Source organism: Winogradskyella wichelsiae (assembly GCF_013403925.1).
In the GTDB taxonomy this organism is placed as follows: Bacteria; Bacteroidota; Bacteroidia; order Flavobacteriales; family Flavobacteriaceae; genus Winogradskyella; species Winogradskyella wichelsiae.
On the sequence record NZ_JABFDJ010000004.1, the window covers coordinates 1 to 26,544 of the forward strand.

Genomic DNA, 26,544 nt, shown 5'->3' on the forward strand with positions numbered 1-26,544 from the left:
GCGAGAGTAGCTCAGTTGGTAGAGCGTCAGCCTTCCAAGCTGAATGTCGCCAGTTCGAACCTGGTCTCTCGCTCAAAGCGCTTCATAGAAATATGAAGCGCTTTTTTTTTCCACAAATTAAATTCAAATTACACCCTAAAAGGGACTTCACTATCTTCATCATCAAAATTTCTTTGAGGTACCAATTTATTTTCTAAAGGTTCATAGAGTTCAGATTTCATATTACTACCATTAAATTTAGACGTCCAGTACACCAATTTTTGTAGGTTAAGTTTTCTAAATTCTTCAGATACTTTTTCAGAAAAATCACAACCACTAATACTTAATACTTCAAGTTGTGTTAGTGTTGCTAATTCTACAGGTAAAATAACTTGTTTAAAATTATTTATTCCTAACACACGTAGGTTTTTTAGATTGGCAATCCAAATAGGAATTTTTTCTTCTTTATGATGTGCACTGATAAAAAGTGTTTCTAATTTTAACTCGGAAATCGTTTCGGGATACGTGCTGCCATTTTCATCTAAACCTTCTAACCAAAGGTGTTTTAAAGAATTCCAACGCGATATCACTTCAATACTTTCATCACTGATATTATCACAATGTATCAGTTTTACCGCTTCAATAGTTTCTACTTTTAGATTGTCTATGGTTTTAACAGCCACACTCTGCATTATTAATTTTTTAAGCTGAGGCAATGTTACCGCAGGAAAAGCATCAAAACCTCTGGCTTCAAATACGTCTAAAAATTCAAGGTTTGGTGTATGTGTTAATAAACGCTCTAAAGCCTGGGTAGTTCCGTTATAACTATCAATTTTTAATACTTTTAAATTTTTATGTTGGTGAGCAGTTAATGCATTGTTATGTTCCGGATTGGCTTTTTTAAACGTAATGGTAAGCGCTTTTAAATTTGCGAAGTTTTTAAGCAAGCTTCCTAATTGACTCACATCACTGGTAAAATCAAACGATTCAATTTTTTCTGGATGTCTAAATTTTTCAAAATCTAATACATTATTTACATCAACATTTCTATGTCCTAAATCAAATTTAGCAGCACTAACAACCGTATAAAATTCTTGTAAATTAAGAATTGGTGTTGCTTTAATTTCTAGATTAAACACATCAAACTGTTCTGTTCCTGCATTTATACCTTTAATTTCAGAAATAGTCAAATTGGTAATATGCTTAGGTAAATGGTCTGTGTTTACAACTAAAGCACTCGCATTTTTAATGGTAAGGTTTTCTAACTGCGTTATTTTTGAAAATACTGAAGGGAAAACTCTAACAGCTAAATTTATATCTCTAGTACCTGACTCTTGAAACCTGTATAATTCTACATTTTTAAGATTTGTACATTGCTCAATCCCTTCTAAAAGCCAATCTAGTTTATGCTCTAGTTTGTAGTTAAGCGTTGTTAAGTTTTTAAATGCAGCTAACGCTGTTTTATGTGGGGTTTCTGGTGCTTCACAATCCACTGTTATCTTCTTTAAATCAGGGAAAAACGACGCGTTATCTAACACAAAATTAAGTAGTTTGGATGAATCTATTTCTATAGATTCTCGCAGACTAACTTCCGTCATTGGTGAAATATTAGTTTCGCTATATGTAATTTCTGTTACTAATTTAGGTCTAGGTACATCTTCAAAACATCTAGACGAATCGCCAAAAAACAAGGTAGCTGATAAGGAATCTATCTTAGGTGCAATAAGCTCAAAATATTCTAATTTTGGTAAATCCTCAAAACCACTTGGTAAGCTATCTATGCTTTTAGATAAAATCTGAAACTTTTTTAGTTGCTTTAAATGACTAACATCTTTAGGTAATGCTCTTAATTCACCTAAGCAAAAAAATTCTATACGTTTTAAGGTTGCCGGAAACACGACCTGAGACATATCTTCAACACCAACATGGTACAGCTTTAATACTTTTAATTTCGTAAGATTTGTAAGCCAATTAAAATCATTTAAATTTAGGTTGTCCTTACATGCTCTATTCCAATAATCACCTTCAACACGTAGTTTTTTTAAGGATATTAGCTGAGACATTGTACTTGGAAACTTTTTTAAACAAGGAGCAACAAGTTTTAATTTTTTTAAATTTGATAAATTACCAAAATCCTCTGGTAGTTGTTCGTAATCACCTTCTAGATCTATTTCTTCTAAAGACGTTAACTTTGATATTTCTTTAATAATACTATCATACCTATTGCCTTTTCCTATTAAATGGATTGTGAATTTTTTAACACCGTTAAATCGGCTTATTATATGAGGATGTTCTAACAAGCGATCTAAAAAATGTACCGAAAACCAAAAGAAATCCAGTTCTCTATTCTTTCTCGTCATTAGATCGTGTAATTTAAGAAGATCTAAGTCTTTAGATAGCAATCCATATTCTAAAAGAGATATCATTCTATCGTCGTGCCTTCCTTTTTGTGTTATTTTTTTTCGGCTTTTAAAGGCTAGTTGCAAAGCTTCTGGGGCTTGTTTTTTTATGATGTTAGCACACTCTGCTCTATTTTTTTTATCTGTTGTTGCTTTTGCAATCGTAAAAATTTCGTAATAAAAATCTTCTGGAAAGTTTTTACCCTTTTTAATCTCTTCATAATATTCATCCATTTTATAATAGGTGAATTCAGGGATTTCTGTTGGTTTTGTCATAGTAATCTTTAATTTTTAGGGTATAAATTTCTTTTGGAAATAGGGTTTTTAGATTGCGGTTCGCTCTAATTTTTTTTTTAGCTACACCCTAAAAGGTACTTCACTATCTATATCATCAAAATTACGTTGAGACACCAACTTATTCTCCAATGGCTCATAGAGTTCAGATTTCATATTACTACCATTAAATTTAGAAGTCCAATACACCAATTTCTTTAGATTAAGATTTCTAAAGTCTTCAGAAACTTTTTCTGAAAATTCACAACCACTAATACTTAATACTTCCAGCTGTGTTAATGACGCTAATTCTACCGGTAAAAGAACTTGCTTAAAATTGTTTATTCCTAAAACACGTAGATTTTTTAAATGAGCAATCCAAGTTGGTATTTTTTCTTCTCTGTTATGTGCGCTAATAAAAAGGGTTTCTAAATTCAACTCAGAAATCGATTCAGGATATATACCTCCATTTTCATCTAAGCCTTCTAACCAAAGGTGTTTTAAAGAATTCCAACGCGATATAACCTCAATACTTTTATCACTGATGTTATCACAATGTATCAGTTTTACCGCTTCAATAGTTTCAACGTTTAGGTTGTCTATGGTTTTAAAAGCTACACTTTGCATTCTTAACTTTTTAAGCTGAGGCAAGGTTACAGCAGGAAAAGCATCAAAGCCTTTGGCTTCAAATATCCCTAAAAATTCAAGATTTGGTATCTGGGCTAATAAACGCTCTAAGGCTTCGGTAGTTCCGTTATAATCATCAATTCTTAACACTTTTAAATTGTTGTGTTTATAGGTCGTTAATACATTGTTATGTTCGGGATTGGCTTTTTTAAACGTAATGGTAAGCTCTTTTAAATTTATGAAGTTTTTAAGTAAGCTATCTAACTGACTCACATCACTGGTAAAATCAAACGATTCAATTTTTTCAGGATGTCTAAAGGTTTCAAAATTTAAAACATTATTTACATCATTATTTCTATGTCCAAGATTAAATTTAGCCGCACTAATTAGTGCATAAAATTCCTGTAAATTAAGAATTGGTGTGGCTTTAACTTCCACATTAAACACATCAAACTGTTCTGTTCCTGCTTTTATGCCTTTAATTTCAGAAATAGTTAAATTGGTAATCTGCTTAGGTAAATGGTCAGTGTCTACAACTAAAGCACTCGCATTTTTAATGGTCAGGTTATCTAACTGTTCAATTTTTGAAAATACTGAAGGGAAAATTCTAACAGCTAATTTTATATCTTTAGTATGCCATTCTTGAAATCTGTATAACTCAATATTTTTAAGTTTTGTACATTGCTCAATACCTTCAAAAAGCCAATCTAGTTTATGTTCTAGTTTGTAGTTAAGCGTTGTTAAGTTTTTAAATGTAGCTAACGATGTTTTATGTGGAATTTCTGGTGCTTCACAATCTACTGTTATCGTCTTTAAATTAGGGAAAAATAATGCATTATCTAACACAAAATGAAGTAGTTTAGGCGAATCTATTTCTATAGATTCTCGCAGACTAATTTCCGTCATTGGTGAAATATTAGTTTCGCTATATGTAATTTTTGTTATTAATTCAGGTCTAGGCCTTTCTTCAAAACATCTAGACGCATCGCCAAAAAATAAGGTAGATGATATGGAATCTATCTTAGGGGCGTTAAGTTCAAAAAGCTCTAATTTTGGTAAATCTTCAAAACCACTTGGTAAGTTATCTATGCTTTTAGATAAAATCTGAAACTTTTTTAGTTGCTTTAAATGACTAACATCTTTAGGTAATGTTGTTAATTCATTTAAGTAAAACAATTCTATACGTTTTAAGGATGCAGGAAACACGACTTGAGATAGGTCTTGCACGCCTACATAACGTAGTTTGAACACTTTTAATTTATTAAGTTTTGTAAGCCAATTAAAATCGGTTAGATTCATATTAGGAATAATTTTTCCAATCCAATAATCACCTTCTATACGTATTTTTTTTAAGGATGTTAACTGAGACATTGTACTTGGAAACCTTTTTAAATAAGGCGCAACAAGCTTTAATTTTTTTAAATTTAATAAATTACCAAAATCCTCTGGTAGTTGTTCATAATCACCTTCTAGATCTATTTCTTCTAAAGACGTTAATTTTGATATCTCATTAAGAATACTATCATAGGTATTGCCTTCTCCTTTTAAATGGATTTCTAAACTTTTTACGCCGTTAAATCGTCTTAATATATGTGGATGTTCTAACAAGCGATTTAAAAAATCTGTCGAAGAATGTAAAAACCATAGTTTTGTTCCTCCACCAATTAGGTTATGTAATTTAAGAAGGTCTAAGTCTTTAGATAGCAATCCATATTCTAAAATAGAAATCATTCTGGCTACACGCTTTCCTTTTTGTGTTATTCTTTTTCGACTTTTAAAAGCTATTTGTAAGGCTTCTGGGGCTTGTTTTTTTATGATGTTAGCACACTCTGTTCTATTTTTTTTATTAGATGTTGCTTTTGCAATCACAAAAATTTCATAATAAAAATCCTCTGGAAAGTTTTTACACTTTTTAATGTCTTCATAATACTCATCCATTGTATAAAACTTGAAAACAGGTGTTTCTGCTGGTTTTGTCATAATAATCGTTAATTTTTAAAGTATAAATTTCTTTTGGAAACAGTTTTTTTAGATACAGTACGTTGTGCTTTAATTTCTTTAACAGTACAGATCATATTTTTCATATCTGTTATCAAAATCCTCTTTTAAGATTTTATTTTTAGCTAATGCGTAAAATTTAGAGGATTTCATATTGTTTCCATTAAATTTTGAATACCTGTAAATTAAATCCTCTAAATTCAGATTCTTAAATTTATCAGATACTTGTTCTGTAAAATCACAGCCTCTGATACTCATTATTTTTAATTGGGTTAATTCGGCTAATTCTTCCGGTAATGGACAATAATAAAACTGTTCTATTCCTAGAACTCGTAAGGATTTCATTCTGCCTATCCATTTTGGTATTTGTCTTTTAGTTAAAAATCCATCAATAAAAAAGGTATCTAAATTTAAGTCTGCAATGGTCTCCGGGTAGGTTTCAAGAGCTCTACTAATGTTCTGTAACCAAAGAAACTTAAGCGTTTTCCAATGCGATGCCGTAACCATAGCATCGTAACCAAAATTGTCACACGATAAAACTTTAAAAAGTTCTATGTTGGGCACTGTTAAGTTTTCTATAGACTGTATATCATCGCTATAAAATAATTTTAGCGTTTTTAGTTTATTTAAAGTAACCTTAGGAAGATTTACAAGGCCTATACAATCGTAAATTTCTAAAAACTCTAGATGAGGCGTATGTTCTAATAATAATTTAATAACACTAGTGTCACCATTAAAATTTTTAATAGTCAAGTTCTTTAAATTATGGTGTGTATAAGCGGTTAAACCGTTGTTTTGTTTGGCATTATCTTTATTAAAATCAATGGTTAGTGATTGTAAATTACAAAGTGCTTTTAATGCCTTATCTAAACCTTTTACATTACTATTAAATATAAAATCTTTAAAGCTTTCAGGGGCTTTAAAAGTATCAAAATCTAAAGTCTCATTTTTAACACTGTTTACATCGTCTAACTCAATTTTTTTAGCACGTATTACTGAATAAAACTTTTGTAATGCGGTAATAGGTGTATCTGTTACTTTTATATGATTTACCTCAAAATTTTCAATACCCGGCTCAATGACTTTTATATCTGTAATGGTAAGACTGTCTGTCTTTATAGGTAAATAATCTGTATTTAAAACAAGTGCTTTTGCACTGTGCACTTTTAAGGTTTGCAAATGTTCTATTCTAGAAAATGACTGAGGAAAATTAGCAACATTAGCGTTCGTTATTTCAGCATCAGCTCCATTATATATACCATAAATAAAAACGTCTTCTAGCTTTTTACATTCGTGAATACCCTCTAAAACCCATTCTAAATGATGTGCTAACTTATACTTAAGGTTTTTAAGTTTTTTAAATGCAGAAAGCGTATGCGCACTTCTTCTTTGTGGTGCATCACAAGTAATTTCTATCTCTTTTAAATTAGGAAAAGACAAGGCATTATCTAATACAAAACTAAGAAGCTCTGGATGGGTGAAAACGATTCTTTTTAGCTTAGTTACAGGGGTTACTCCATAAGGCATAAACTCTGTATACAAACCTAGTAAACGTTTAATATTTGGTCCAAAAATAAAGGATGCAGGAACTTTTTTTAATTTAGATAAATGAATAACTTCTAAAACCTCTAAGGTTTTAAATTCACTAACAGATGCAGGAAAGTGTTCTAGCTCCCTCATACCACTTAGCCTTAATGTTTTTAGTTTTGGTAAGTGACCAAGTGTTTCTGGTAAAGCGGTTAGATTTTCTAACCTAAAAAGCTCTAATTTTTTTAAACTTGCCGGAAGCTCAACATCAGAGAGGTCTTGTACCGTAAAAGAACCTATTTTTAAATGCTTTAAACTTGTCAGTTCTGTAAGCCAAGTAAAGTTAACGATGTTAGCGTTAGGATCGTCATCACCAAAAGGAAAACTCCCTCTAAACTCCAACTTTTTAAGTGCTTTTAACTTGGTTATTCCTACGGGAATCCATACTAAGTTAGGTGCTGTTAGAATAAACTCTTTTAAGTTAACTAATCGTTCTAGTTCTTCTGGTATGTATTTATAATCAATTTCAAGCTCAAGTTTTTCTAATGAAGTAAGTTGCGTTATGTTGTTTACAACGCTACTAAAACTTTCTTTCTGTCTAGAGGTGCTAATTGTTAATTCTTTAACACCGTTAAACTGACTTAAAAGACGTGGTGTTTCTATGAAAAGTTCAATGACTTCTTTACTTCTATATTCAAGCGAAAGCGTTAAACGCTTACAAACAAGTGTGTATAGTTTAAAGAGGTCCAAGTCTTCTGAAAGTACGCCGTACTCTAATATAGCAATCAGTTTTTTGTTAAAAGATTGAGAATCTTGTATTGTCGTTATTTTTTTTCGACTCTTAAAGGCGAGTTGTAAAGCTTCTGGTGCCTGTTTTTTTATGATATTGGCACATTCGGTTCTAATCTGCTTGTTTTTAGTAGATTTAGCAAGTACAAAAATCTCGTTATAAAAATCTTCTGGGTAATTTTTACACCCTTTAATTTTTTCAAAAGATGTTTCGTCTTCATAAAAGTTGAAACCAAATTTGTGTTTAGCAAGTATCATAAGGCCGTTTAATTTTATGTTACAAACCTATTTTAAATGTAGCTGTGTTTTGTCACTGTATTCTGTGATTTTAAAAACTCCATCTAAATATTTAACTAAAAACATCCCTAAATACCGTGAGTAAAAAAACTTGAATTACTTTTATCTTGCCAACCATTAAGAGTAATCTTTTTTATAAAGAAATAAATTGAAACAATAATCACAACTCGTCTTAGTAGAGTAAGAGTTTAATAAGAAAAAGTAATGATTCCAATAGAAGAAGCAACTAAATACGTTGAAAAAAATAAGAAACCAGATGTAGATCGGTTTGAATTTCGTGCATATTCTGAACCTTATCGCGTTTTAGCTAAAATTTTAGGACGTATCGACAAAGGCGAAAGAAGAACCTATTATAGTGCCACCGATTACATTGCGGTTTCTGAAGATGCTATTAATAATAATCCTTGGCGAACTCCAGAAGGTATGCGTTTAGGAATGCAGTTATTTGGTATTATTCAAACGCCGTATTTAGCAGATATCTGGGATTTTATAGATACACTTCCTTACCAAAGAGGTTATGATAGAAAAGCATTTAGATCTGTAAAAACTGAAGATACATTACGTAATAAATTACAAGTTTTTACGCATTTTTTAAGTTTAAGCAGAAAGGGGTTTGGCGGATTAACATTACATGAACATTTTCAATACAGCACCTATTTCCCACACGGAAACAGCTATTTTTTAGCCATTTTATTGCATAATGGCAATGGTATGTTTGATGAACTTTTAGATGATATTCTTCAAGCAGAAGATGAAATTGGAGGTATAAGTGCAGATATCATAAAAGCCTTATTACTTTCTGAAGACGAGAAACATTGGGAAATGGTAGCCAAATTGTTACTCGCTGCGCAACGTCAAGAAGGTTTAAGACAAACCATTTTAGAAGCTTTAGATGAGTGTGGTCTTGGAGCTTTAAAATATATGATTAATGTTATTTTAGAAAATGACCTTGCTCGTTTTAGTAGTGTCACTAGTGCAGTAACTAACTGGTTTGGTATGCATTGGGGGTCGCCAAAAAAGGCCCCAATCAATAGAGTTTTAGAACTTGCACAATCTTTAATTTTTAATTTAAAAGAAGTAGACACACTTCTTAAAAGTAAAGATAATTTAGAAATTTTAGTCGCTTTATGGTCTATTGCTATTTTAGATGTAGACAAAGCCAATGCAAAAGCATTAGATATTGTTTATACATCCGAAGATAGAAATAAAAAGATTTTAGCCTTATATTTTGTTTATAGAACAGGGAGAACTAATGATTCTTTAATTGAATATTTTATAAATAACGTAGGTAAAGACTATGCCTTAGATCATTGGATGTTGGTAAACCTACCTACTATTACTTTAGATAATAAAACTTTTCAAAAATTATTTGAAGTAGCAAAATTCGCAGATGAAAAAGGGAAAAATTTCGAAACTAGAATATTCTATTATTGGAATTTTATACCTAGCTCTAATTATTTTTATAGATGTCTTTTAAATAAAGCTACAGAGCAGCAATTAGAATTAATGGCTACTGATTTAGACATACTTCCAACAGAATTTAGAGAAAGTTACATCCGTAAAGTATTCCCTAAAGATTACAGCTATTCTTTTTACAATTACGAACAAAATACAGAGAAAAAAGAACGTTTAAATTACGATGAAAACTCTTGGAAAAGAGCTTTAGCTAGAAAAGCAATCTACAACAGAAATGAGTTATTAATGGCTACAGGACTTAACTTATTTAGTAGAATGCACTTGTATGATAAAGATTTAGAGATTGCTGAAGATTTATTAAGACGAAAACATAAAAGCTTACGGACCTCATTAATTAAATTGTTAGTAGAATTACCTGCCGACCGTTTAAGAACAAGTGCTACAAATTTAGTAACAGCAAAAAGTATAGATCAGCGTATAGCAGGTTTAGAGATGTTAACACTTCTACACGACGAAAATAAACAGTCTAATTTTGTAGAAGACCAAATTCGCCTCTATAACGAACGCCCTAAAATCACCAAAAATGAACAAGTCTATTTAGATAAATTTAAAGATAACGCCGAAGAATTCGACTTCAGTAATGGTTTTGGAGCTATTGATTATGACAACTTAACACCATTATATATTCCACAATCGCGTTTTGAGAAAAAAACGAGTTTCTTCGATAAATTAGGAATTACCACTTCAGAATCTTCAGGGTTTAAATTTAAAGAATTCATAGATGCAAATAAAATTATTAGAGCAGTTAATACGTTAATTGATATTGTAACTAAAAACAGAAATCACGAATATCAAACAGAGGTATATCAAGGAGAAATAGCAACAACTTACATAGAAAAAGGCATTCGTGATATTAAAAGTTTAGGCGATGATGCAACACCAGAAGAACTGTTACATAACATTCCTTTAGCTAAAGTTTGGATCGCTTGGCACGAGCAAAGTAAGCTTAATGATTTTGAAATGTATGCTGCAATTCGCTACATTAAGAATCATAATAACCCATTTGGAGATTATAAAGATTTTGAGCCTTTTGCTAGACAGTATTATCCAGATTTAAGTGGCTTAAAATTAGATAAAGAAGATCGGTACAATTCAAAATCTGATGCCTATAACAAAATTTTAATACGTCTGTTTAATGTCTATGCAGAAGAAAGAATTATAGCTAATTTTAAGCTAGATATAATGGAAGATATGATTGCTAATTTTCCTAAAAACCTGAAGGCAATACAGTATCGAACCTCTAATTATCGCTATAATAAAAAAACGTTTAACTGGACAAATGTTATTTTACCACTTGTACCAAGTTTAAGTATGAATAATTTAGAGCTTCTCACAGAAGCACAACTTCAAAAATATTGGGGAACTTATATCTATTTAGTAGCTCAAGATATAGCTTATCCTAATACAACTGACGATGTAAAGGTAATTACAAAACAATTCAGTAGACCAGGAATAGTTCCATATCCAAGTATTGCTGTTACATTAAGACTTTACAAAAAAGGCTTAATTAATGAGGATGACATCCTTTTTCAAGCCTTAAATTCTCGTGAGTTAATGGTCATTATGGACGGTGGTTTTAATTACAGAATGAATTATAAATGGATAGAAAGAGATTGCGTGCCTAAACACGTATTAGCACCTTTAAAAATCAATTTATTAGAAACAGAATTAGAACGTGGCGATTTAGAAACTACTGCTACAGGATACATGAATGGTATTCACAGCATAGAAGGTGTCGATTATGTCTTTAGAATTTTAGAACGTTTAGGAAAAGATAATTTTGAACGTGGTTATAGCTATTACGGCGATAGTAAAAAAACAATATTTAGTGGTCTTCTAAAAAAATCAATTTTTAAAGATACTGAAAGTTATGCCGATTTTGCAGCACGTGCAGATGCTTCTAAAGTAACTAAAAAACGATTAATAGAATTGGCGTGTTATGCCACACAATGGACTGGTGTAATTGGTGAATATTTAGGGTTAGAAAAACTTGAAGATGCAGTCTGGTGGTTTCAGGCACACGCTTCAGATTATATGAATTCTGAAAAAGAAACCATTATTTCGCGTTATTCTAACATTCCAAAAAGTGATTTTGCCCTTGGTGCTATAGATGTCGATTGGTTTAATAGAGTATATAAAACTATCGGGAAAGCCAATTGGAAACTACTACACGATGCAGCAAAATATATTACAGACGGAAATGGACACAGACAAGTAAAACTCTATTCTAGCGTAATGCTAGGCGAAGTAAAAATCACCGAAACGTTGAAGAAAATCAAAGACAAGCGCGATAAAGATTACGTACGTGCATTAGGTTTAATTCCGTTAAGTAAAACCATACCAGAAAAAGATTTATTAAAGCGATACAACCTGTTGCAAGATTTCTTAAAAGAAAGCAAACAGTTTGGGGCACAACGCCAAGAAAGTGAAGCTACCGCTGTAGAAATTGGTTTAGACAATTTATCAAGAACCGCAGGTTACCAAGACCGTGTGCGTTTCAGTTGGGCTATGGAAGCAGAAGCTACAGAAATCATTATGGCAAATGCTGAAGTTTCTATAGAAGAAACAGAGATAGAATTAATAATTAACAGTATTGGCAAAACAGAATTTAAAGTAACTAAAGCCGGAAAATCATTAAAAAATATTCCTGCCAAATTACGAAAACACAAAGAAGTTGTTGCTTTAAAAGAAAACAAAACATACCTATCTAGACAATACAGCAGAACACGTTTATCGTTAGAAAACGCAATGGTAAACGAAGATGAATTTACAGCACAAGAAATTCATAATATGATGCAACATCCTATCGTTAAAGTGATGTTGAGCAATTTGGTTATGTACGTTCCTGAGAAAGAAATTTCAGGGTTTTATAACGAAGGTATATTAACAGATGCCACAGGAAAAAAACACCAATTAGCAGAAGACGATGTATTACTTATTGCTCACGCTTCACATTTATACAAAAATGTAGAATGGGATCTTTATCAAAAACACCTGTTTGCAGAACGCTTAGTACAACCCTTTAAACAAGTGTTTAGAGAGCTGTATTTAATTACCGATGATGAACGCGAACACAGCACACGTTCCGAACGTTACCAAGGACACCAAATTCAGCCTAAAAAAACCGTAGCACTTTTAAGAACTCGCGGTTGGACGGTAAGTATGGAAGAAGGTTTACAAAAAGTATATCATAAACGTGGTTTTATAGCAACCATGTACGCCATGGCAGATTGGTATTCGCCGTCTGAAGCCGAAGCACCAACACTAGAAGATGTCTGTTTCCATTCCATAGATACTTACAAAAAAATTCCGCTTACAGAGATCCCATCCGTAGTTTTTAGCGAAATTATGCGAGACGTAGATCTTGTGGTCAGTGTTGCGCATGTTGGTGGTGTAGATCCAGAAGCAAGTCATAGTACCATGCAAATGCGTGCTGCCTTGGCCGAAGAATCTGCAAGATTATTCAAACTTAAAAACATTACCGTTAAAGAACGTCACCTGTTTATTAAAGGAAAACTTGGCGAATACAGCATTCATTTAGGAAGCGGACAGGTTAGCAAAAACGGATTGGCATTATCCATCATTCCGGTACATAGTCAGCATCGCGGTCGTATGTTCTTGCCTTTCGTAGATGAAGATCCAAAATCGGCAGAAATTATTTCTAAAATGAAATTACTTTCAGAAGACAATAAAATCCAAGATCCAACCATTTTGGCACAAATTAATAGTTAATACAAGCATTAGGGCGTTACCTCGCTTAGGCGAGGTCGGGCTTTCTGTTGCAAGTCCGCGGGCTAGCGCACTGTGGGCTTTCCACGGCAATCCCTAACGCAAAAAAATCCGTATTCAAATGGAACTAACATTACAACTAAAAAGATTAGGTAAAAAAAAGGTAAAACAAGTCCCTTTTACACTAGAAGAAAACCCGAAAAATTTAGAAGATTTATTAATTGGTTGTGTAAAAAATCAAGTGGAAGCCTTTAATAAAAAACGAACAGAAGTTAATGTCATTGGGTTTTTAAGTCCAGCAGAAATTCAAGAAAAAGCCCAAAGCGGAAAAGTAGAATTTGGCGAATTAGCTAATACCGATTTAGCAAATTTAGAAAAGGCAATAGACAATGTATTGTTAGCTTTTAAAGACGGATTATTTGTTGTTTTTGTAGACGATGATGAAATTACCGATTTAAAAGCACCGCTAAAACTGACTTCAGAAAGTATCATTGCATTCATAAGAATGACGTTTCTAGTAGGTACGTATTGGTAGTTTTTAATATGGAACTCAAAAACATTCAAACTCAATTAGCAGAACACATCGCTAACCATAATAAAAGCTGGGGACATTTATTAGCCAATCTAGATTTTGGAAATGAAGCTTCCAGTTATTGGGATGTTACTTTAGAACCAATCAACATTTCTGTTGAAGTTAATAATAAATCTTTCACTTTTAAAAATGCCAAATTTATATGCGATGTAAATTCGGGTATTTCTTATGGAGATGATGTTAGCATTTTAACGAAACAAGTTTCTGGCAAAGGAAGTTGTCAATTTACAGATGACAAAACAATTCATCTTACAGAACTAAAAATTGAAGCGTAGGATTTAGAAACGAATAGAAAGTTAATGGAAAAACAATTTAAAACTAAAACAGGATTTTGTCATATTTTACCAGATAAAATTATTCTCACAAGAGATGGAATTATTGGAAATGTAGCAAAAGTGGCTGTTGGAAAAAGCATAACTCGAGTTTTAATAATTTATGGAGGAATTTCTGCTTTCTTACTTTATTCAGCATTTGATAGCTTTCAAACAGGTCAAGTTTCGATATCAATATTTTATTCAATAATTGGTTTATTTCTTATGTATGGAATATTTACAAGCATTAATAATTCTGCAACACCAATAATCGAAAGAAAAGATATTAAAAGTATCAAATTTAAAAAGGCAATATTAGGAATAACACGTTCTCGATTTGAAATCCTTTTTAAAGATGAAAACGAAAAAATTAAGAAACGCATAATTATGTTACCTGGTGTAATGCATCAAGGAAAAAAAGAAACTGAAATAGCAAAAACAATAATGAAAGAAGAGAAGTTATTAAATGAATAAAATGTGAAGACCACATTAAAAAAAGGTTATAAAAACATCAAAATAAACAAAAAAACATTACATATTATGAAACAGTATACAAATGCAATTATTTTTGGAATAGCAATCGTTGCATCTTCAATCTTCTTAGGAAAAGCCTATACAGATAGAAATAAAGTAGACGGAAAAATTGAGGTTACAGGCTTAGGTAAAACAGATTTCTCATCAGACTTAATTGTTTGGGAAGGTAGTTTCGGATCTGTAAATACCGACTTAAAACAGGCTTACATCTCTTTAGAACAAAAAAAAGCAACTATAAACGACTATTTAACTAAAAAAGGAATTAAACCAGAAGAGCTTATATATAGTGCCGTTTCTACCAACCAAAAAACAAAACAATTATACACCCCTACTGGCGATTATGCAGGTGAAGAATTTGTAGGTTACGAGCTTACACAGTCTGTAGAAATAGAATCTAAAGAAGTCGATAAAATAGAAAAAGTATCTCGAGAAATTACAGAATTATTAAATCAAGGCGTTCAGTTTTATTCGCAAGCACCAAGATATTACTACACCAAACTTGCCGATCTCAAGATTGAAATGATCTCTAAAGCTACAGAAGATGCCAGATTACGTGCCGAAAATATAGCTAAATTTTCAGGTGGTAATTTAAGCACTTTAGAATCTGCTAAAATGGGAATTTTTCAAATTACAGGTCAAAATTCAGGAGAAGATTATTCTTGGGGAGGAACTTTTAATACGGCTAATAGAGAAAAAACAGCTTCAATTACTATGAAATTGGTTTATAAAGTAGACTAATCCCCTACTCGATTTATATGTTAAAAAAGGTATGCTTATCCACTAGAATACCTTTCTTTATCTATTAAGTTCAATTAATATAAAGAACAAAAGATAAAACGAATTGAAATGGTTGAAATTACAAAAGCAAACGCAACACATTCTGAACTCATTGTAGAAATAGGAAAACAAACGTTTTTAGAATCTCATGGACATAGTGCTTCTAAAGAAGATATACAGGATTATATTTCTAGAACGTATAATAAAGCAGCCATTCTAAAAGAATTCGATAATACCAATGTACATTATCATCTTATATATTGCGATGGAGTTATTGCTGGATTTTCTAAAATAGAATTGCACACGACCAACAAAAACATAGCAGATACTAATATTTCTAAGTTTGATAGATTATATATTTTAGAATCGTTTCAGGGCAAAAAATTAGGTGCTCAACTATTTAATTTTAATATCGAATTATCTATAAAAAATAAACAAAATGGCATTTGGCTTGCCGTATGGACAGAAAACCAAAAGGCCTTACATTTTTATCAAAAAATGAATTTTAAAATTGCCGGCGCTTATGATTTCAAAATATCTGAGACGCATAGTAATCCCAATCATATTATGTATTTAAAATATTAATTTTTATCCTATAATAGACTAATTTTCTATTATCAAAAGGAGCTTTTATGCTAAGAATACTTTTTTTTTATAACTCAAAATAACATTAGCTTACTTCTTTAAGTGAATCATTAGCTCTAAAAGTTGTTAGAATAGTAATGTATTTTATAGACAAAGGAAATTAATAATAGTTTTACGAGTTTTTTATATCACAGAATACAGTGATAAAACCTATCACATACGCTTATATATTTGTTTTAAATTAATTACACCTCTATACTCATGACAGATCAAGAAAAAAAACAATATTTAGCAGAAATAGACCAAGACGTACAAAAAGCTGTAGATGGAGAATACAAACTTTATCCTGTGCTACAACCAGCAAGTTGGCCTGGTGTTAAAAATGGTGCGCTCTATAATGTAGAAGTTTATGAAGACAATGATGATCATATCCCTTTAGTTGTTAAATCTTATGCCGTAGAAACGCCAAATGGTTTGGTATATCTATCAAAGAAACATAAAGAATTCTTTGGGAATAGAAACTTATATCAAGAAGCTAGCGACAACTTAGACGAGCTTGAACAAGCATTTAATTTTGAAAAAGAATTTGATAATAAAGTGTTGAGTTCTAATGGTACTCGATTTTCTAGTGAAAGAGCTCTTAGTTATACACAGATGCGTATGGCTCATGATTTTTTAGAGTCAGAAGAATTATTTGTATCTATACCTAGACGTGGTAATATCCTTATTATTCCTAAAGATTCAGATAAAGAGCTCTTAGATATGTTTTTATACGTGCATAGACATAATTGGAACGATAAAACTAACGACAATACTCATATCGCTAATATACTTTTATACATAAAAAGTGGTAATAGAGAAGGAATCGTATATCTATAAATCTAAACGCTATATTGTAGATTTAGTAACGTTTTTTATTTCTAAGGAAACAACTTACAAAAAAGGTGTTCAATTAAGAACATTGAAACAATGAAAAGCGCAGGTCTTAAAACTACAACGGGTAATTCTTCAAAAGAAAAAAGTGACAAGAATACGTTCTTTGTCATCAATATTTTTGGTGCTAAACTTTATGAAAAACCTTCGTTAGGTTCAAAATTGATAAAGCGCATTGCAGTTGGAAAAAGAATTGTTGCAGAGAAAATTATTGAAACAAAACAATCCTTACACATTGGTGAAGGCTTTCAACTTCAAGGGGATTTTATTAAAGTAAAAAATCAAGTCTGTTCTGGATTTATTCATAGTTCAGACTTGACAACATTTAGACCCCAATTAGAGTCTATTTACGATGGTATTATGATTCCAAATTTTAAAGGAAAAATAATACATAAAACAACGGATAAGAGAATTGAAAAATTTAACGACAAGCCATTTGAAATTGAAGAAGAGATAGCAACCTATGACCATATAATTCATACCTATACAGATTTTAATGATTGTTTTGAGAATACTTACCTATATAAACATATGACATTGCATGAAGTCTACCAGCAACTACCAGTCCATAATCCTAATATTGATATCACTTCAAAAGGAAATTTTATTTTAATGCCTGAGTTTATAGAAAAGAAAGACAATAAATACATTTTTAAAGGCATAGGTATAACACGTAGTATCGCAATTATAAAAAATCAAGACGGTCTGTTTTTAATAGAGTTACTAGATTGTCCGTAAAGAACTTCAGTTTAAAACAGGCTAATTATCACAAATAATAAAGGTGTTCTTATCAACAAGAGCACCTTTTCTTTTTTTATGAAAAAGTAAAAAAAATCACTGTTTAGACAAACCATTATATTTCAAAATAGCTGAATACCGTGATAAAAAAACTGAGATGTATCTCTAATTTTGAAATAAATAAAAAACATATAATCTTATGAGTAATACCATTCATGGCCCAGAAAAAACACCTGAAGAAATAGCTAAAATAGTAGAACAAACAGAGAATAGCGATAAAAAGATTTATCCTATTTTAAAACCTGGCGACTGGGTTGGATTAAAGGCAGGAGCTTTAAGCTCTACTTTAATACCATCTGAAGATGGAGCTGAAGTCGTTATAGGATACGGTATGGATACACCTGATAACTTTGTGTTTTTAACTAAAAAGCACCTAGAGACTATGGATGCTAAACAAATTACGCAAGAAGCCTTCACCAATTTAGAAAAATGTGATCCAGGATTAACATTTGTTGAAGCTTTAGATAATAAAGCCGTTGGTGCTAACGGAAACGATTTTTCTAGTGAAACAATTCTTTCTAGAACCCATATGTTAAAAGCACATGCTATGTTAGACGCTGAAGAATTACTAGTATCTATTCCAAGAAGAACTTGTATGACTATTATTTCAAGACAAGCAGATGAAGATACCATTAATAAGTTTGCTTTTTTACACAATCATACTTGGGGAGATGATAGTTTTGGTAACGCACCAATAACAAATTCATTTTTTATTGTAAAAGATGGTAATATTGTAGGACATATTCCATTATAAATTCAATTAAAAAAAACAGATAAAAAAAGGCATTCTTAATTTTAAGAATGCCTTTTTTATGGGTTCAATGCTATATAAATAAGCGTTATAACTAATTAAGTACACTTAGAAATAGCGGAATACCGTGATAAAAAATGACAATTGCTACTCTAATTTTGCAGCAAACAATAAACACACAACACTATGAGCGGTACACTTTACGGAAAAGAAAAATCTCAAGAAGAAATAGAAAAAATCATTGAGCAGACTAAAAATAGGGATCAAAAAATCTATCCTATTTTAAAACCAGGTGATTGGGTTGGACTTAAAGCTGGGGCATTAAATTCTAATTTAATAAAAACAGAAGCTGGGCCAAAAGTAGTTATTGCTTACGGTATAGATACGCCAGATAATTTTGTGTTTTTAACGCAACAACATTTAGAAACTATGGACCAAAAGGAAATTACAAATGAAGCTTTTAGAAACTTAGGAAATTATGAAACAGAATTCACCTATTCTAAAGCGTTTCAAAATAAAATATTAACCTCTAGTGGCCATGATTTTTCTAGTGAACGCATTCTTTCTAATGCACATATGCTAAAAGCACACGCTATGTTACATGCCGAGGAATTATTTGTTTCCGTACCAAGGCGTTCTTGTATGATGGTTATTTCAAGAGATTCAGACGACGAGTTGCTTGGCGCGTTTCTAAGTATGCATAAAGATGCTTGGAAAGATGATAGTTATGGTAATGCGCCAATAGCCAATATCCTTTTTACGATGAAAGGAGGACATATTACTGGACACATAGCCTTAGATAATTTGTCTGAATACTAATAAAACATAATGCTTCAATAAAATTCAATATTAAATCCGAACAAAAAGAAGAACAACAAAAAGGTATTTACAAAAACGTGAATACCTTTTTTTATGCATTAAACAGAACAAAATTGATCTTGTAAGATATACCACTAAATAAACAAATGGCTGAATACAGTGACAAAAAAACTTCTATGTGTCTTTAATTTTGTCATAAATAATAAAACAAATAACATGAAAATTAATACACTTAATAGAAAAGAAAATTTAGCCGAGATTAAAACCATCGTGGAAAAAGCAAGCCAAGGAGAATATAAAGTTTATCCTATTGTAAAAGCAGGAACTTGGGAAGGCTTAGATGGTGAAATTCTACAAACCACAGCAATAAAAGGTGATAATGAAGAGGATCCTTCTAAAATAGTTGCTGTGTATGGAATAGACACACCAGATGGTTTTGTGTACTTAACGATGGCCGATTTAGAAATTTATGATGGAACAACACTACTTAATGACGCGTATCAAAACCTAGACGATTTAGAATCTACTTTAGAATATGCCGAAGCGTTAGACAATAAGGCACTTATTTCTATTGATACGTATTTTGCTAGTGAACGCGTCTTTAGCAAAGTAGAAATGACAAAAGCTCACGCTATGCTAGATTCAGAAGATTTATTTGTGTCTACATCTAAATATGGTGAACTAATGATTATTTCACAACACGCAGATAAAGAAACTAAAGATAAGTTTGCTTACCTACATAAGTACAATTGGAATGATGATGAAAATCCTAACGAACGTATCGCAGACCTTGTGTATTCAGTAACAAACTGTGACATTGTAGGACATATCCCTTTATAATTTTCAGAAATCAATAAACAAATAGTTACCTGTGCACACGCATCGGTGACTATTTTTTCAACTTAAAAACACAAAAATTGAAAAATCTAGACTTTAGTATCAACGGCAGAGTACAAAATTTAATGGTAGATGTCTTTGAATCGATTAGTGTTTCAAAAGAAGCAGAAGTTAAAATCAATGAACTTTTAGACACCCGAAGCATTTTTGAACTCGTTTTTGAAATCGTTAAAGAGTCTGGGTTTTACAGTCAGGATGAAAATTTTAGTCTTATTAAAGCTTTAAATATAGATACTGATGAATCTAATATTGAAGACGCTTTGTATGTGACTTGGGTATCGATGGGTGAAAACTTAAATACAGCAAAAACTCAAGAAGAATTTAATGCTAAATTCGCTTTGTTTGTACCTATTATTTTAAAACGTATGGAAGCTATTAACCGAATGTCGGCTTAAAATATCATCGCATTCCTTTTGAATTCTGTTACTAAAAAAATCAACGTTTTACTTTAGAAATTTATACAATGATCTTAGCCCCTTCCAACCTTAATCGATATTACAAGCAATTAAAAACGCAACCAAATTATCCAAAAGCTTATCTTTATGAGCTTTTTTCTGTTGGTAAAACTTCAAGAGATCCTATTATTGTTGATGAGATTTCTAAAATCTTAGAAACACACGGTACCCCAGAACTTCTTAGCGCTTTTAACACCCGTAATAAATTGCCTGCAGATGGTGAAAATTCTGCAGAAGTTTTAAAAGCATTACTCAAATACGGACTTAAAGATCCATTATTTCCTATAGGTAAAATCTACAATGCTTTTCAATTTTCATCACTTTCTATAAGACAGGAAGCGATTGCAGAAACACTAGAAAAGCAACCTGATCTTATTTCACGTTTAAATGGTATTGCTCACCTAAAAGTAAGTGATGTATTTAGCAACGGTTTACCAAAGGAAATTTGTGATATTACCTCTTTATCGACTTTAGAAATTAAAGGCGATTACCAAGCGTTGCCATTTTCTATTGGAAATTTACAACAGTTAGAAAGCGTTACTCTAGAATTACCTCAACTCGCAACATTTCCAGAATCATTTTGGTCTTTAATCAACATAAAGCAACTAGAATTAAGCAATATTACTACAGAATTTCAAGAGTCACTTCAGTTAGAAAAGTTTACAAATTTAGAAGAGTTAGATTTCATTCTAGTCAATTTAAAAAACGCATCTCAACTGCAATTACCAACAAGTTTAAAGGAATTGAATTTTATAAGATTAGAACATTTAACCAAACTACCAAGTAGCATTTCAACACTAATGCATCTCGAAAAATTCAACCTCTTTAAATGTCCAAATCTGAATGAGATACCTAGCGGATTTGATAAATTGCACAAGCTTTTTGTATTTAAATTGAAAGCAGTTCCTTTAATTAAAACCATTAAAGACAGTCAAATATTTACTTCTAATTGCGAGTATATTACGTTAGATGACAACATAGAAATAATACCTAGTACATCACCAATTTCAAATTCTGAATTATTAATCAGAGATGTCAAAATTTTAAATTACGTTTTATTGCACCCTGAACGGTTTACCGATCTAAAAAAGTTAAAAATTCATTACATCACTAATTTCTATGAGGTTACAGCTAACTTAGGACAATTAACAACACTTGAATCTATTGATATTCATCAAGGAAGTCATACCGAAACCCTGTTTCAAAATATTGAAAACTGTACGCAATTACGCTATTTAAAATTGTATGGTGTTACTATTGAAAGCATACCTGAAGGTTTAAAAGACTTACAGCATTTAGAATATTTAAGTTTTAACAGTTGTCGTGATTTAGTTTTAGAAGCTAAGAATTTGCCTTCAAAGATTAAAGACTTGCATCTATTTGACATTAAAGAATATGTTGCCACAGAAAAATTATTAGAAACAGAACAAGCTTATTTTGGGAATTTAGCGATTGAAGCACCTCAAGTTTTGTTTCAAAATTTAATCACGACATCACTTCATTTTTCGGGTATTAACGAGTGCGAAAACACCCAAGAAGATATAACACAATACTTACCAAAACCGGAAGTGTTAACCACCCTAAAAGCCTATACAAATACAGGTCATTTTCAAAATGTATTGGTCTATTGTACCAATTTAGAGCATTTACATTTAGATAATAATGAAGCTAGCGCTGTGGCTTTAACACCTAAACTCACGCCTCAATTAAAATATTTAAAATTAGACTTTTATAGAGGTGATAACCTAGAATCTATTATTAAAAATATGCCCAATTTAGAGGGCTTAAATATGGCACATTATGACGTTTCAACTACGTTTCCTAAAGTGACATTGCCGAATTTAAAAGCTTTAGATTTAAGTTACACCAGCTTTGAAAGCCTTGAAACTCTAGAAGCACCCGTTTTAGAATCTCTATATATTGCCTTAAGTTATCAATTTGGAATGGCAGGCTATGCAAAACTAAATCAGTTTAAAGCCTTGAAAAAATTAAGTTTTATGGGCATTGGCGACGATGTAAACAGCATTCCTGAAAGTATTTCAGAATTAAAACTAACCGAGTTTTTAATCAACCATAAGTTTGAAGTATTGCCAGAATTCATTCAGCAGATTAAAACTTTAAAAACCTTATCCTTAGGCGGAAATGACTTTGTAGATTTACCGACTTGGATAGCCGATTTACCTCATTTAGAACGCTTAGATATTGACAATTGTAAATTTGAAAATGCAGTTCCTGAATATTTTCAGAAACTAAAACTGAAAGAACTAAAATATTACCTCTCTGGTTTTGGCAGACATAATATGAATCCAGAAAAATACAAGAACTTAATAACGCCAGGTTATACCCAATTGAAAAAAGAGTTCAGTAAAGAATCAAATGTGTAATTTTTGATGCTATTTAGTATTTAAACCAAAGCTATGAATATAGAAAAATTAATTAGAACTCGGGAGCCTTACCAAGAAAGGTTATTTGACAGTTTCTTAATTGAAAAAATAAAATCGTACGAGGAACTTATGGAGGTTTATCAAACCTATAAACAAAATCATCCTGACAAGACTATAATTTTAACCCTTGATGATTTAGGTCAAGCCGAATATACTAGTGGGCACGCTTGTGATTACAATTCTCTGCTGGATACAGAAGGTTATGATTTATCTGGACTTGATAAAGCGTGCTATGATGAAGATAACGAGCATTTGGGGCATTTGTCTACACCATCTGAATATTTCATTATAAGAGAAAACTTTTTAAAACAAACAAAAGAAATTGATTTTGAAACCGTTTGTAAAAAAGACATTAGCAATTCTGAAGACGATGTTTTAGATTTAGAAAATATTAATGAATCCCCTTTAGCATTTTTAGACCAACAGGTTGTCCTGAAGATTCTTCCTGTAGAACAACCATACGAAGGACTTACCGGGTTTCCGAATGGTTATTTTGATGCCGACTTTAGTCCTTTTGAGAATTACGCGCTATCTAAACACTTATTTGACACCTATAATCTTGAACTTTTTGGAATAGGCGCTTCCTTTTTAGGGTTTATTAAAAATGACCCCTTAAAAGACAATGAATTAAAAGCATTGGTAACCGACTTGGCAAAGTTGTATAACACCACCGAATCAGAATTTGAAAAACTAGCAGACATCATTAAAAATAAAAAGCATTTGTTTTTAAGATACACCGAATAATTTGAGGATTAAAAATAGTAGATAACAAATATCTTCGTTGTTTATAAATCGAAAATTTTGGATAAATGGAATCGAATAAAGGAGATGGGCGTTCAGGTTCTTTAAAATTGAATTGAAACATTCATTTATTTTCGATCTAAAACTTATGTAAATTATAAATGCCAAGTTTCTTTATTAAGTAAGAAACCTGGCATTTATAATTAAATAAAAAAAATTAGAATATTTTTTAAATATTAAGACTTATCACTTTGTCGCTTTACTATAATAGCTTGTAGCCTTTGCTGAAGACTTTGATCATTTTGTATTTTTGCAGCTAATGACTCATAGTCCTCAAAGGTAATCCCAGTAGATTCAATACTAGCAATTGCCTTTTTTTCCATTTCAGGCTGCAACTCTTGTATCTTAGTAGTTACATTTCCATGCTTTTCTTTTTCTGCCTTTGTAGCATCCGATTCTTTATTTGGATCCATTTCAGCTTGTTGAATTTCATTGAAACGCTCTACCTCTAACCCTTCATCTTTTATAATAGCTATCATTTTTTGCTGAGACTTCTGATTTTCCATTTGAACCTCTGTATAGGCATCAGCAAACTGACCTAATTCCTTATCTGAAACATCTTGCTCCTGAGCCACTTGAGCCATAAGACTCATCGATCCACAAACAAACATAAATAAAAATAAACTTTTGATTTTACATGATTTGATCATAATTATTGTTTTAAAGATTGACTCAAACTTATAAGTTAAATTATACACCTCCAATTAAAACTGACCTCTTAACGTTACTTTATAATTTTTATCGCGATTTTATATTTTTTTTAGGAAACGCTGAGTCATCTAAACTAACGATGATGATCTTGAGAATATTTATCATAAAAAACAACAACTTCTTTCTAGCTTAAAGAATGAATCAACGACGGTATAGATAAAAAAAATCAACTTTTTAATTGTTCCAAATTTGATTATTAAAGCACATAAAAAAGCTCAATTATAAATTTGTAATTGAGCTTTTTTTATAAAGAATATTCTATAAATTTAAATTTATTCTGAATAGGCTTTAATAAGTTTGTATAACGTCATTTTGGTTTTAAATAAACCTCCGTCATCGTGACGAAAAATATAAAGTGTTTTACCATCGTGTATATCAACAAACAACAAATCCCCTTCTGAATTTTTTCCAATAGTGATGCTCGCAGATAACATTCCCGTCTGCCATTTTTTTCCTTTTTGGTCGTACATTGTCGGTCCCATAACATCATTTAATGTAGTGGCATAAGCTCTTAAGGCACGAGCTTCACTCACTTCCATACCATCAATATTTGTTAAGGAAATCATTTTATCAAAACTATATAGTTTAAAATCTTCATCTTCTATAGTAACCGTTATCTGTTTTTCTGTAATAAAATCTCTATAATTTTTTCTAAACAGGTTCTTAGCAAGATCAATGCTTTCTATAATAAAATCTGTACTCATAATTATATTTTTTTTTAATATTAGTTCTTAGTATTTTCTTTGGTCTTTGTATCTACAATTTGTAATAGCGTTGGCATTCGGTATTTACCGTGCATACATTCTATGGCGTTACAAACCTCATCTCTATCTGTACCAATAGAGGTCACATACAATGGTTTTTTACTTTCGCCACGACACACTTCTTTAAATACAGAAGTTTTAGATACAAACTCAGATTTCGCAATTCCAACAACCGGAATTTTATGCTCTAAAGCTTGGTACAAATAGCCACCTAAACCCAAATGTTTTTCTTCTAGAATCACGTAACCATCTACAATAATTAATTCTACCTCATCTAAATTCACTTGTTTTAGTAAACTTAAAATACACGGCAATTCGCGCTTATAAAAAGATCCTGGCTCGTACGGTTCTACGCCTTCAATAATATCGGTGTAAATTTTTGTTGGTTCGTCGTCTTCCCAATCGTTAAAACTTACCGCTATGGTTTTGGCTTTTCCGTCGTAATAATAAGTGTCAAAAGCGAGTATCATAAGTTCATTTTTAGTTTTATTATTAGCTAATAGGCTTTATTAAATCAGCTTTGCTAAGCGTATATTTTATCTCTGGATATGTAAAATCTAGACTTCTATTTTCTTGACCCCGCAATTTGTAAAATTCTTTTTCTTGCGTTTCATTTGCGAGTTCCATTACTGCACTATCTTCAAAATAAGGCTTGTTATTTTTAAATTCAATAAAGGTTTTAGAGGTTCTAAAAGTGATGCCTAACCATTTGTTATCGGCTAATTTTAGTGCTTCGCGGTTTGGGTTTTCTAAAATTATTTTATGTGAATATTTAGCATTCATTTCCACAGAAAACAAAATGAAAGAATGATGCGTAAGCTTAATATCAAATTCTTCCTCGGTAGATTTATCTTTAATTCTGAGAATACGAATGGATGCATCTGTAAGCGTTTCAGGATGTTTATAACATGAAAACAAACCAATATAAGAGTTCTGTTCTAGATCTAAATTTTGATCGGAATGATAGCCCATTTTGGTATAATTCTCGTCATATATTTCAATAAGTCCACAGTTAAAAGCTGTTTTTGGTTGATTTTCGGCTTCTAATGTGTTATTAATATGATTTAAAATATCAAGATGATTTACAGTAAAATAATGAGCAGGAATACTAAACTTCGTTGTTGTTCTTACTACAGGAATACCTTTATCTAAGCACTTTATTATAGTATTTCCAACGCGTCCTTTGCCTAAGGCTTCAAAACTGATTTCTTTAGATAAAGATTCGAAACAATTGGTTTTTAAAGGAAGTGTCGTTTTATAAAACGGATACGTATTCAT

Annotated in this window: 20 protein-coding genes, 1 tRNA gene and 1 pseudogene; 15 read left to right on the forward strand and 7 right to left on the reverse strand. The window is 31.4% G+C overall.

Annotation, left to right across the window (positions count from 1 at the left end; translation table 11 throughout):
* Positions 1-73 (forward strand) — tRNA-Gly (locus HM985_RS09170).
* Between the two features lie 55 nt (positions 74-128).
* Here HM985_RS09170 and HM985_RS09175 read toward each other — a convergent pair.
* From HM985_RS09175 to HM985_RS09185, 3 genes are all read right to left on the reverse strand, one after another.
* Positions 129-2,654 carry a leucine-rich repeat domain-containing protein gene (locus tag HM985_RS09175; RefSeq protein ID WP_179375989.1) on the reverse strand — a complete coding sequence of 842 codons (2,526 nt, stop codon included), beginning with the start codon at positions 2,652-2,654 and terminating at the stop codon, positions 129-131.
* 81 nt (positions 2,655-2,735) lie between these two features.
* Positions 2,736-5,258 carry a leucine-rich repeat domain-containing protein gene (locus HM985_RS09180; RefSeq protein WP_179375990.1) on the reverse strand — a complete coding sequence of 841 codons (2,523 nt, stop codon included), beginning with the start codon at positions 5,256-5,258 and terminating at the stop codon, positions 2,736-2,738.
* A gap of 78 nt (positions 5,259-5,336) precedes the next feature.
* Positions 5,337-7,850 carry a leucine-rich repeat domain-containing protein gene (locus HM985_RS09185; RefSeq protein WP_179375991.1) on the reverse strand — a complete coding sequence of 838 codons (2,514 nt, stop codon included), beginning with the start codon at positions 7,848-7,850 and terminating at the stop codon, positions 5,337-5,339.
* A 243-nt stretch (positions 7,851-8,093) separates the two neighbouring features.
* Here HM985_RS09185 and HM985_RS09190 point away from each other — a divergent pair, with 243 nt between their 5' ends.
* From HM985_RS09190 to HM985_RS09255, 14 genes are all read left to right on the forward strand, one after another.
* Entirely contained in the window at positions 8,094-13,097 is a 5,004-nt protein-coding gene (locus tag HM985_RS09190) for a DUF4132 domain-containing protein (RefSeq protein WP_179375992.1), read from the forward strand.
* A gap of 118 nt (positions 13,098-13,215) precedes the next feature.
* Positions 13,216-13,629, forward strand: a complete 414-nt coding sequence (locus HM985_RS09195) for a hypothetical protein (protein WP_179317842.1) — start codon at positions 13,216-13,218, stop codon at positions 13,627-13,629.
* A gap of 8 nt (positions 13,630-13,637) precedes the next feature.
* The gene (locus HM985_RS09200) at positions 13,638-13,961 is read left to right on the forward strand and encodes a hypothetical protein (protein ID WP_179314249.1); all 324 of its coding nucleotides are present in this window, start codon (positions 13,638-13,640) and stop codon (positions 13,959-13,961) included.
* Positions 13,962-13,985: 24 nt separating this feature from the next.
* Complete coding sequence (locus HM985_RS09205; RefSeq protein ID WP_179317841.1) at positions 13,986-14,471, forward strand: phosphoribosylaminoimidazolesuccinocarboxamide synthase; 486 nt, start codon at positions 13,986-13,988, stop codon at positions 14,469-14,471.
* Positions 14,472-14,537: 66 nt separating this feature from the next.
* Positions 14,538-15,269: an SIMPL domain-containing protein gene (locus HM985_RS09210; RefSeq protein WP_179314251.1), complete on the forward strand. Its 732-nt coding sequence runs from the start codon at positions 14,538-14,540 to the stop codon at positions 15,267-15,269.
* Between the two features lie 108 nt (positions 15,270-15,377).
* Positions 15,378-15,893 carry a GNAT family N-acetyltransferase gene (locus tag HM985_RS09215; RefSeq protein WP_179375993.1) on the forward strand — a complete coding sequence of 172 codons (516 nt, stop codon included), beginning with the start codon at positions 15,378-15,380 and terminating at the stop codon, positions 15,891-15,893.
* Between the two features lie 261 nt (positions 15,894-16,154).
* Positions 16,155-16,772 carry a hypothetical protein gene (locus HM985_RS09220; protein WP_179375994.1) on the forward strand — a complete coding sequence of 206 codons (618 nt, stop codon included), beginning with the start codon at positions 16,155-16,157 and terminating at the stop codon, positions 16,770-16,772.
* Between the two features lie 90 nt (positions 16,773-16,862).
* A complete protein-coding gene (locus HM985_RS09225; protein WP_179317838.1) occupies positions 16,863-17,564 on the forward strand; it encodes a hypothetical protein in 702 nt (233 codons plus the stop codon).
* Between the two features lie 199 nt (positions 17,565-17,763).
* Positions 17,764-18,378: a DUF1444 family protein gene (locus HM985_RS09230; protein WP_179317837.1), complete on the forward strand. Its 615-nt coding sequence runs from the start codon at positions 17,764-17,766 to the stop codon at positions 18,376-18,378.
* Positions 18,379-18,561: 183 nt separating this feature from the next.
* Positions 18,562-19,194, forward strand: coding sequence for a DUF1444 family protein (locus tag HM985_RS09235; RefSeq protein ID WP_173588650.1), 633 nt, complete (start codon positions 18,562-18,564; stop codon positions 19,192-19,194).
* A gap of 216 nt (positions 19,195-19,410) precedes the next feature.
* On the forward strand, positions 19,411-20,034 hold the full coding sequence (locus tag HM985_RS09240; RefSeq protein WP_179314256.1) for a hypothetical protein: 624 nt from the start codon (positions 19,411-19,413) through the stop codon (positions 20,032-20,034).
* 77 nt (positions 20,035-20,111) lie between these two features.
* Entirely contained in the window at positions 20,112-20,486 is a 375-nt protein-coding gene (locus HM985_RS09245; protein WP_246284988.1) for a hypothetical protein, read from the forward strand.
* A 68-nt stretch (positions 20,487-20,554) separates the two neighbouring features.
* Complete coding sequence (locus tag HM985_RS09250) at positions 20,555-22,930, forward strand: leucine-rich repeat domain-containing protein (RefSeq protein ID WP_179375995.1); 2,376 nt, start codon at positions 20,555-20,557, stop codon at positions 22,928-22,930.
* 33 nt (positions 22,931-22,963) lie between these two features.
* Positions 22,964-23,734 carry a hypothetical protein gene (locus tag HM985_RS09255; RefSeq protein ID WP_179375996.1) on the forward strand — a complete coding sequence of 257 codons (771 nt, stop codon included), beginning with the start codon at positions 22,964-22,966 and terminating at the stop codon, positions 23,732-23,734.
* 233 nt (positions 23,735-23,967) lie between these two features.
* On the opposite strand, the gene HM985_RS09260 is transcribed toward HM985_RS09255, so the two are convergent.
* The 4 genes and pseudogenes from HM985_RS09260 to HM985_RS09275 form a co-directional block, all read right to left on the reverse strand.
* Entirely contained in the window at positions 23,968-24,384 is a 417-nt protein-coding gene (locus HM985_RS09260; RefSeq protein ID WP_179375997.1) for a DUF4168 domain-containing protein, read from the reverse strand.
* A gap of 390 nt (positions 24,385-24,774) precedes the next feature.
* Entirely contained in the window at positions 24,775-25,206 is a 432-nt protein-coding gene (locus HM985_RS09265; protein ID WP_179375998.1) for a hypothetical protein, read from the reverse strand.
* Positions 25,207-25,226: 20 nt separating this feature from the next.
* Positions 25,227-25,739: pseudogene (locus tag HM985_RS09270) on the reverse strand (endonuclease V); the annotation flags it as partial.
* A 19-nt stretch (positions 25,740-25,758) separates the two neighbouring features.
* Positions 25,759-26,544: an alpha-ketoglutarate-dependent dioxygenase AlkB gene (locus HM985_RS09275; RefSeq protein ID WP_179376000.1), complete on the reverse strand. Its 786-nt coding sequence runs from the start codon at positions 26,542-26,544 to the stop codon at positions 25,759-25,761.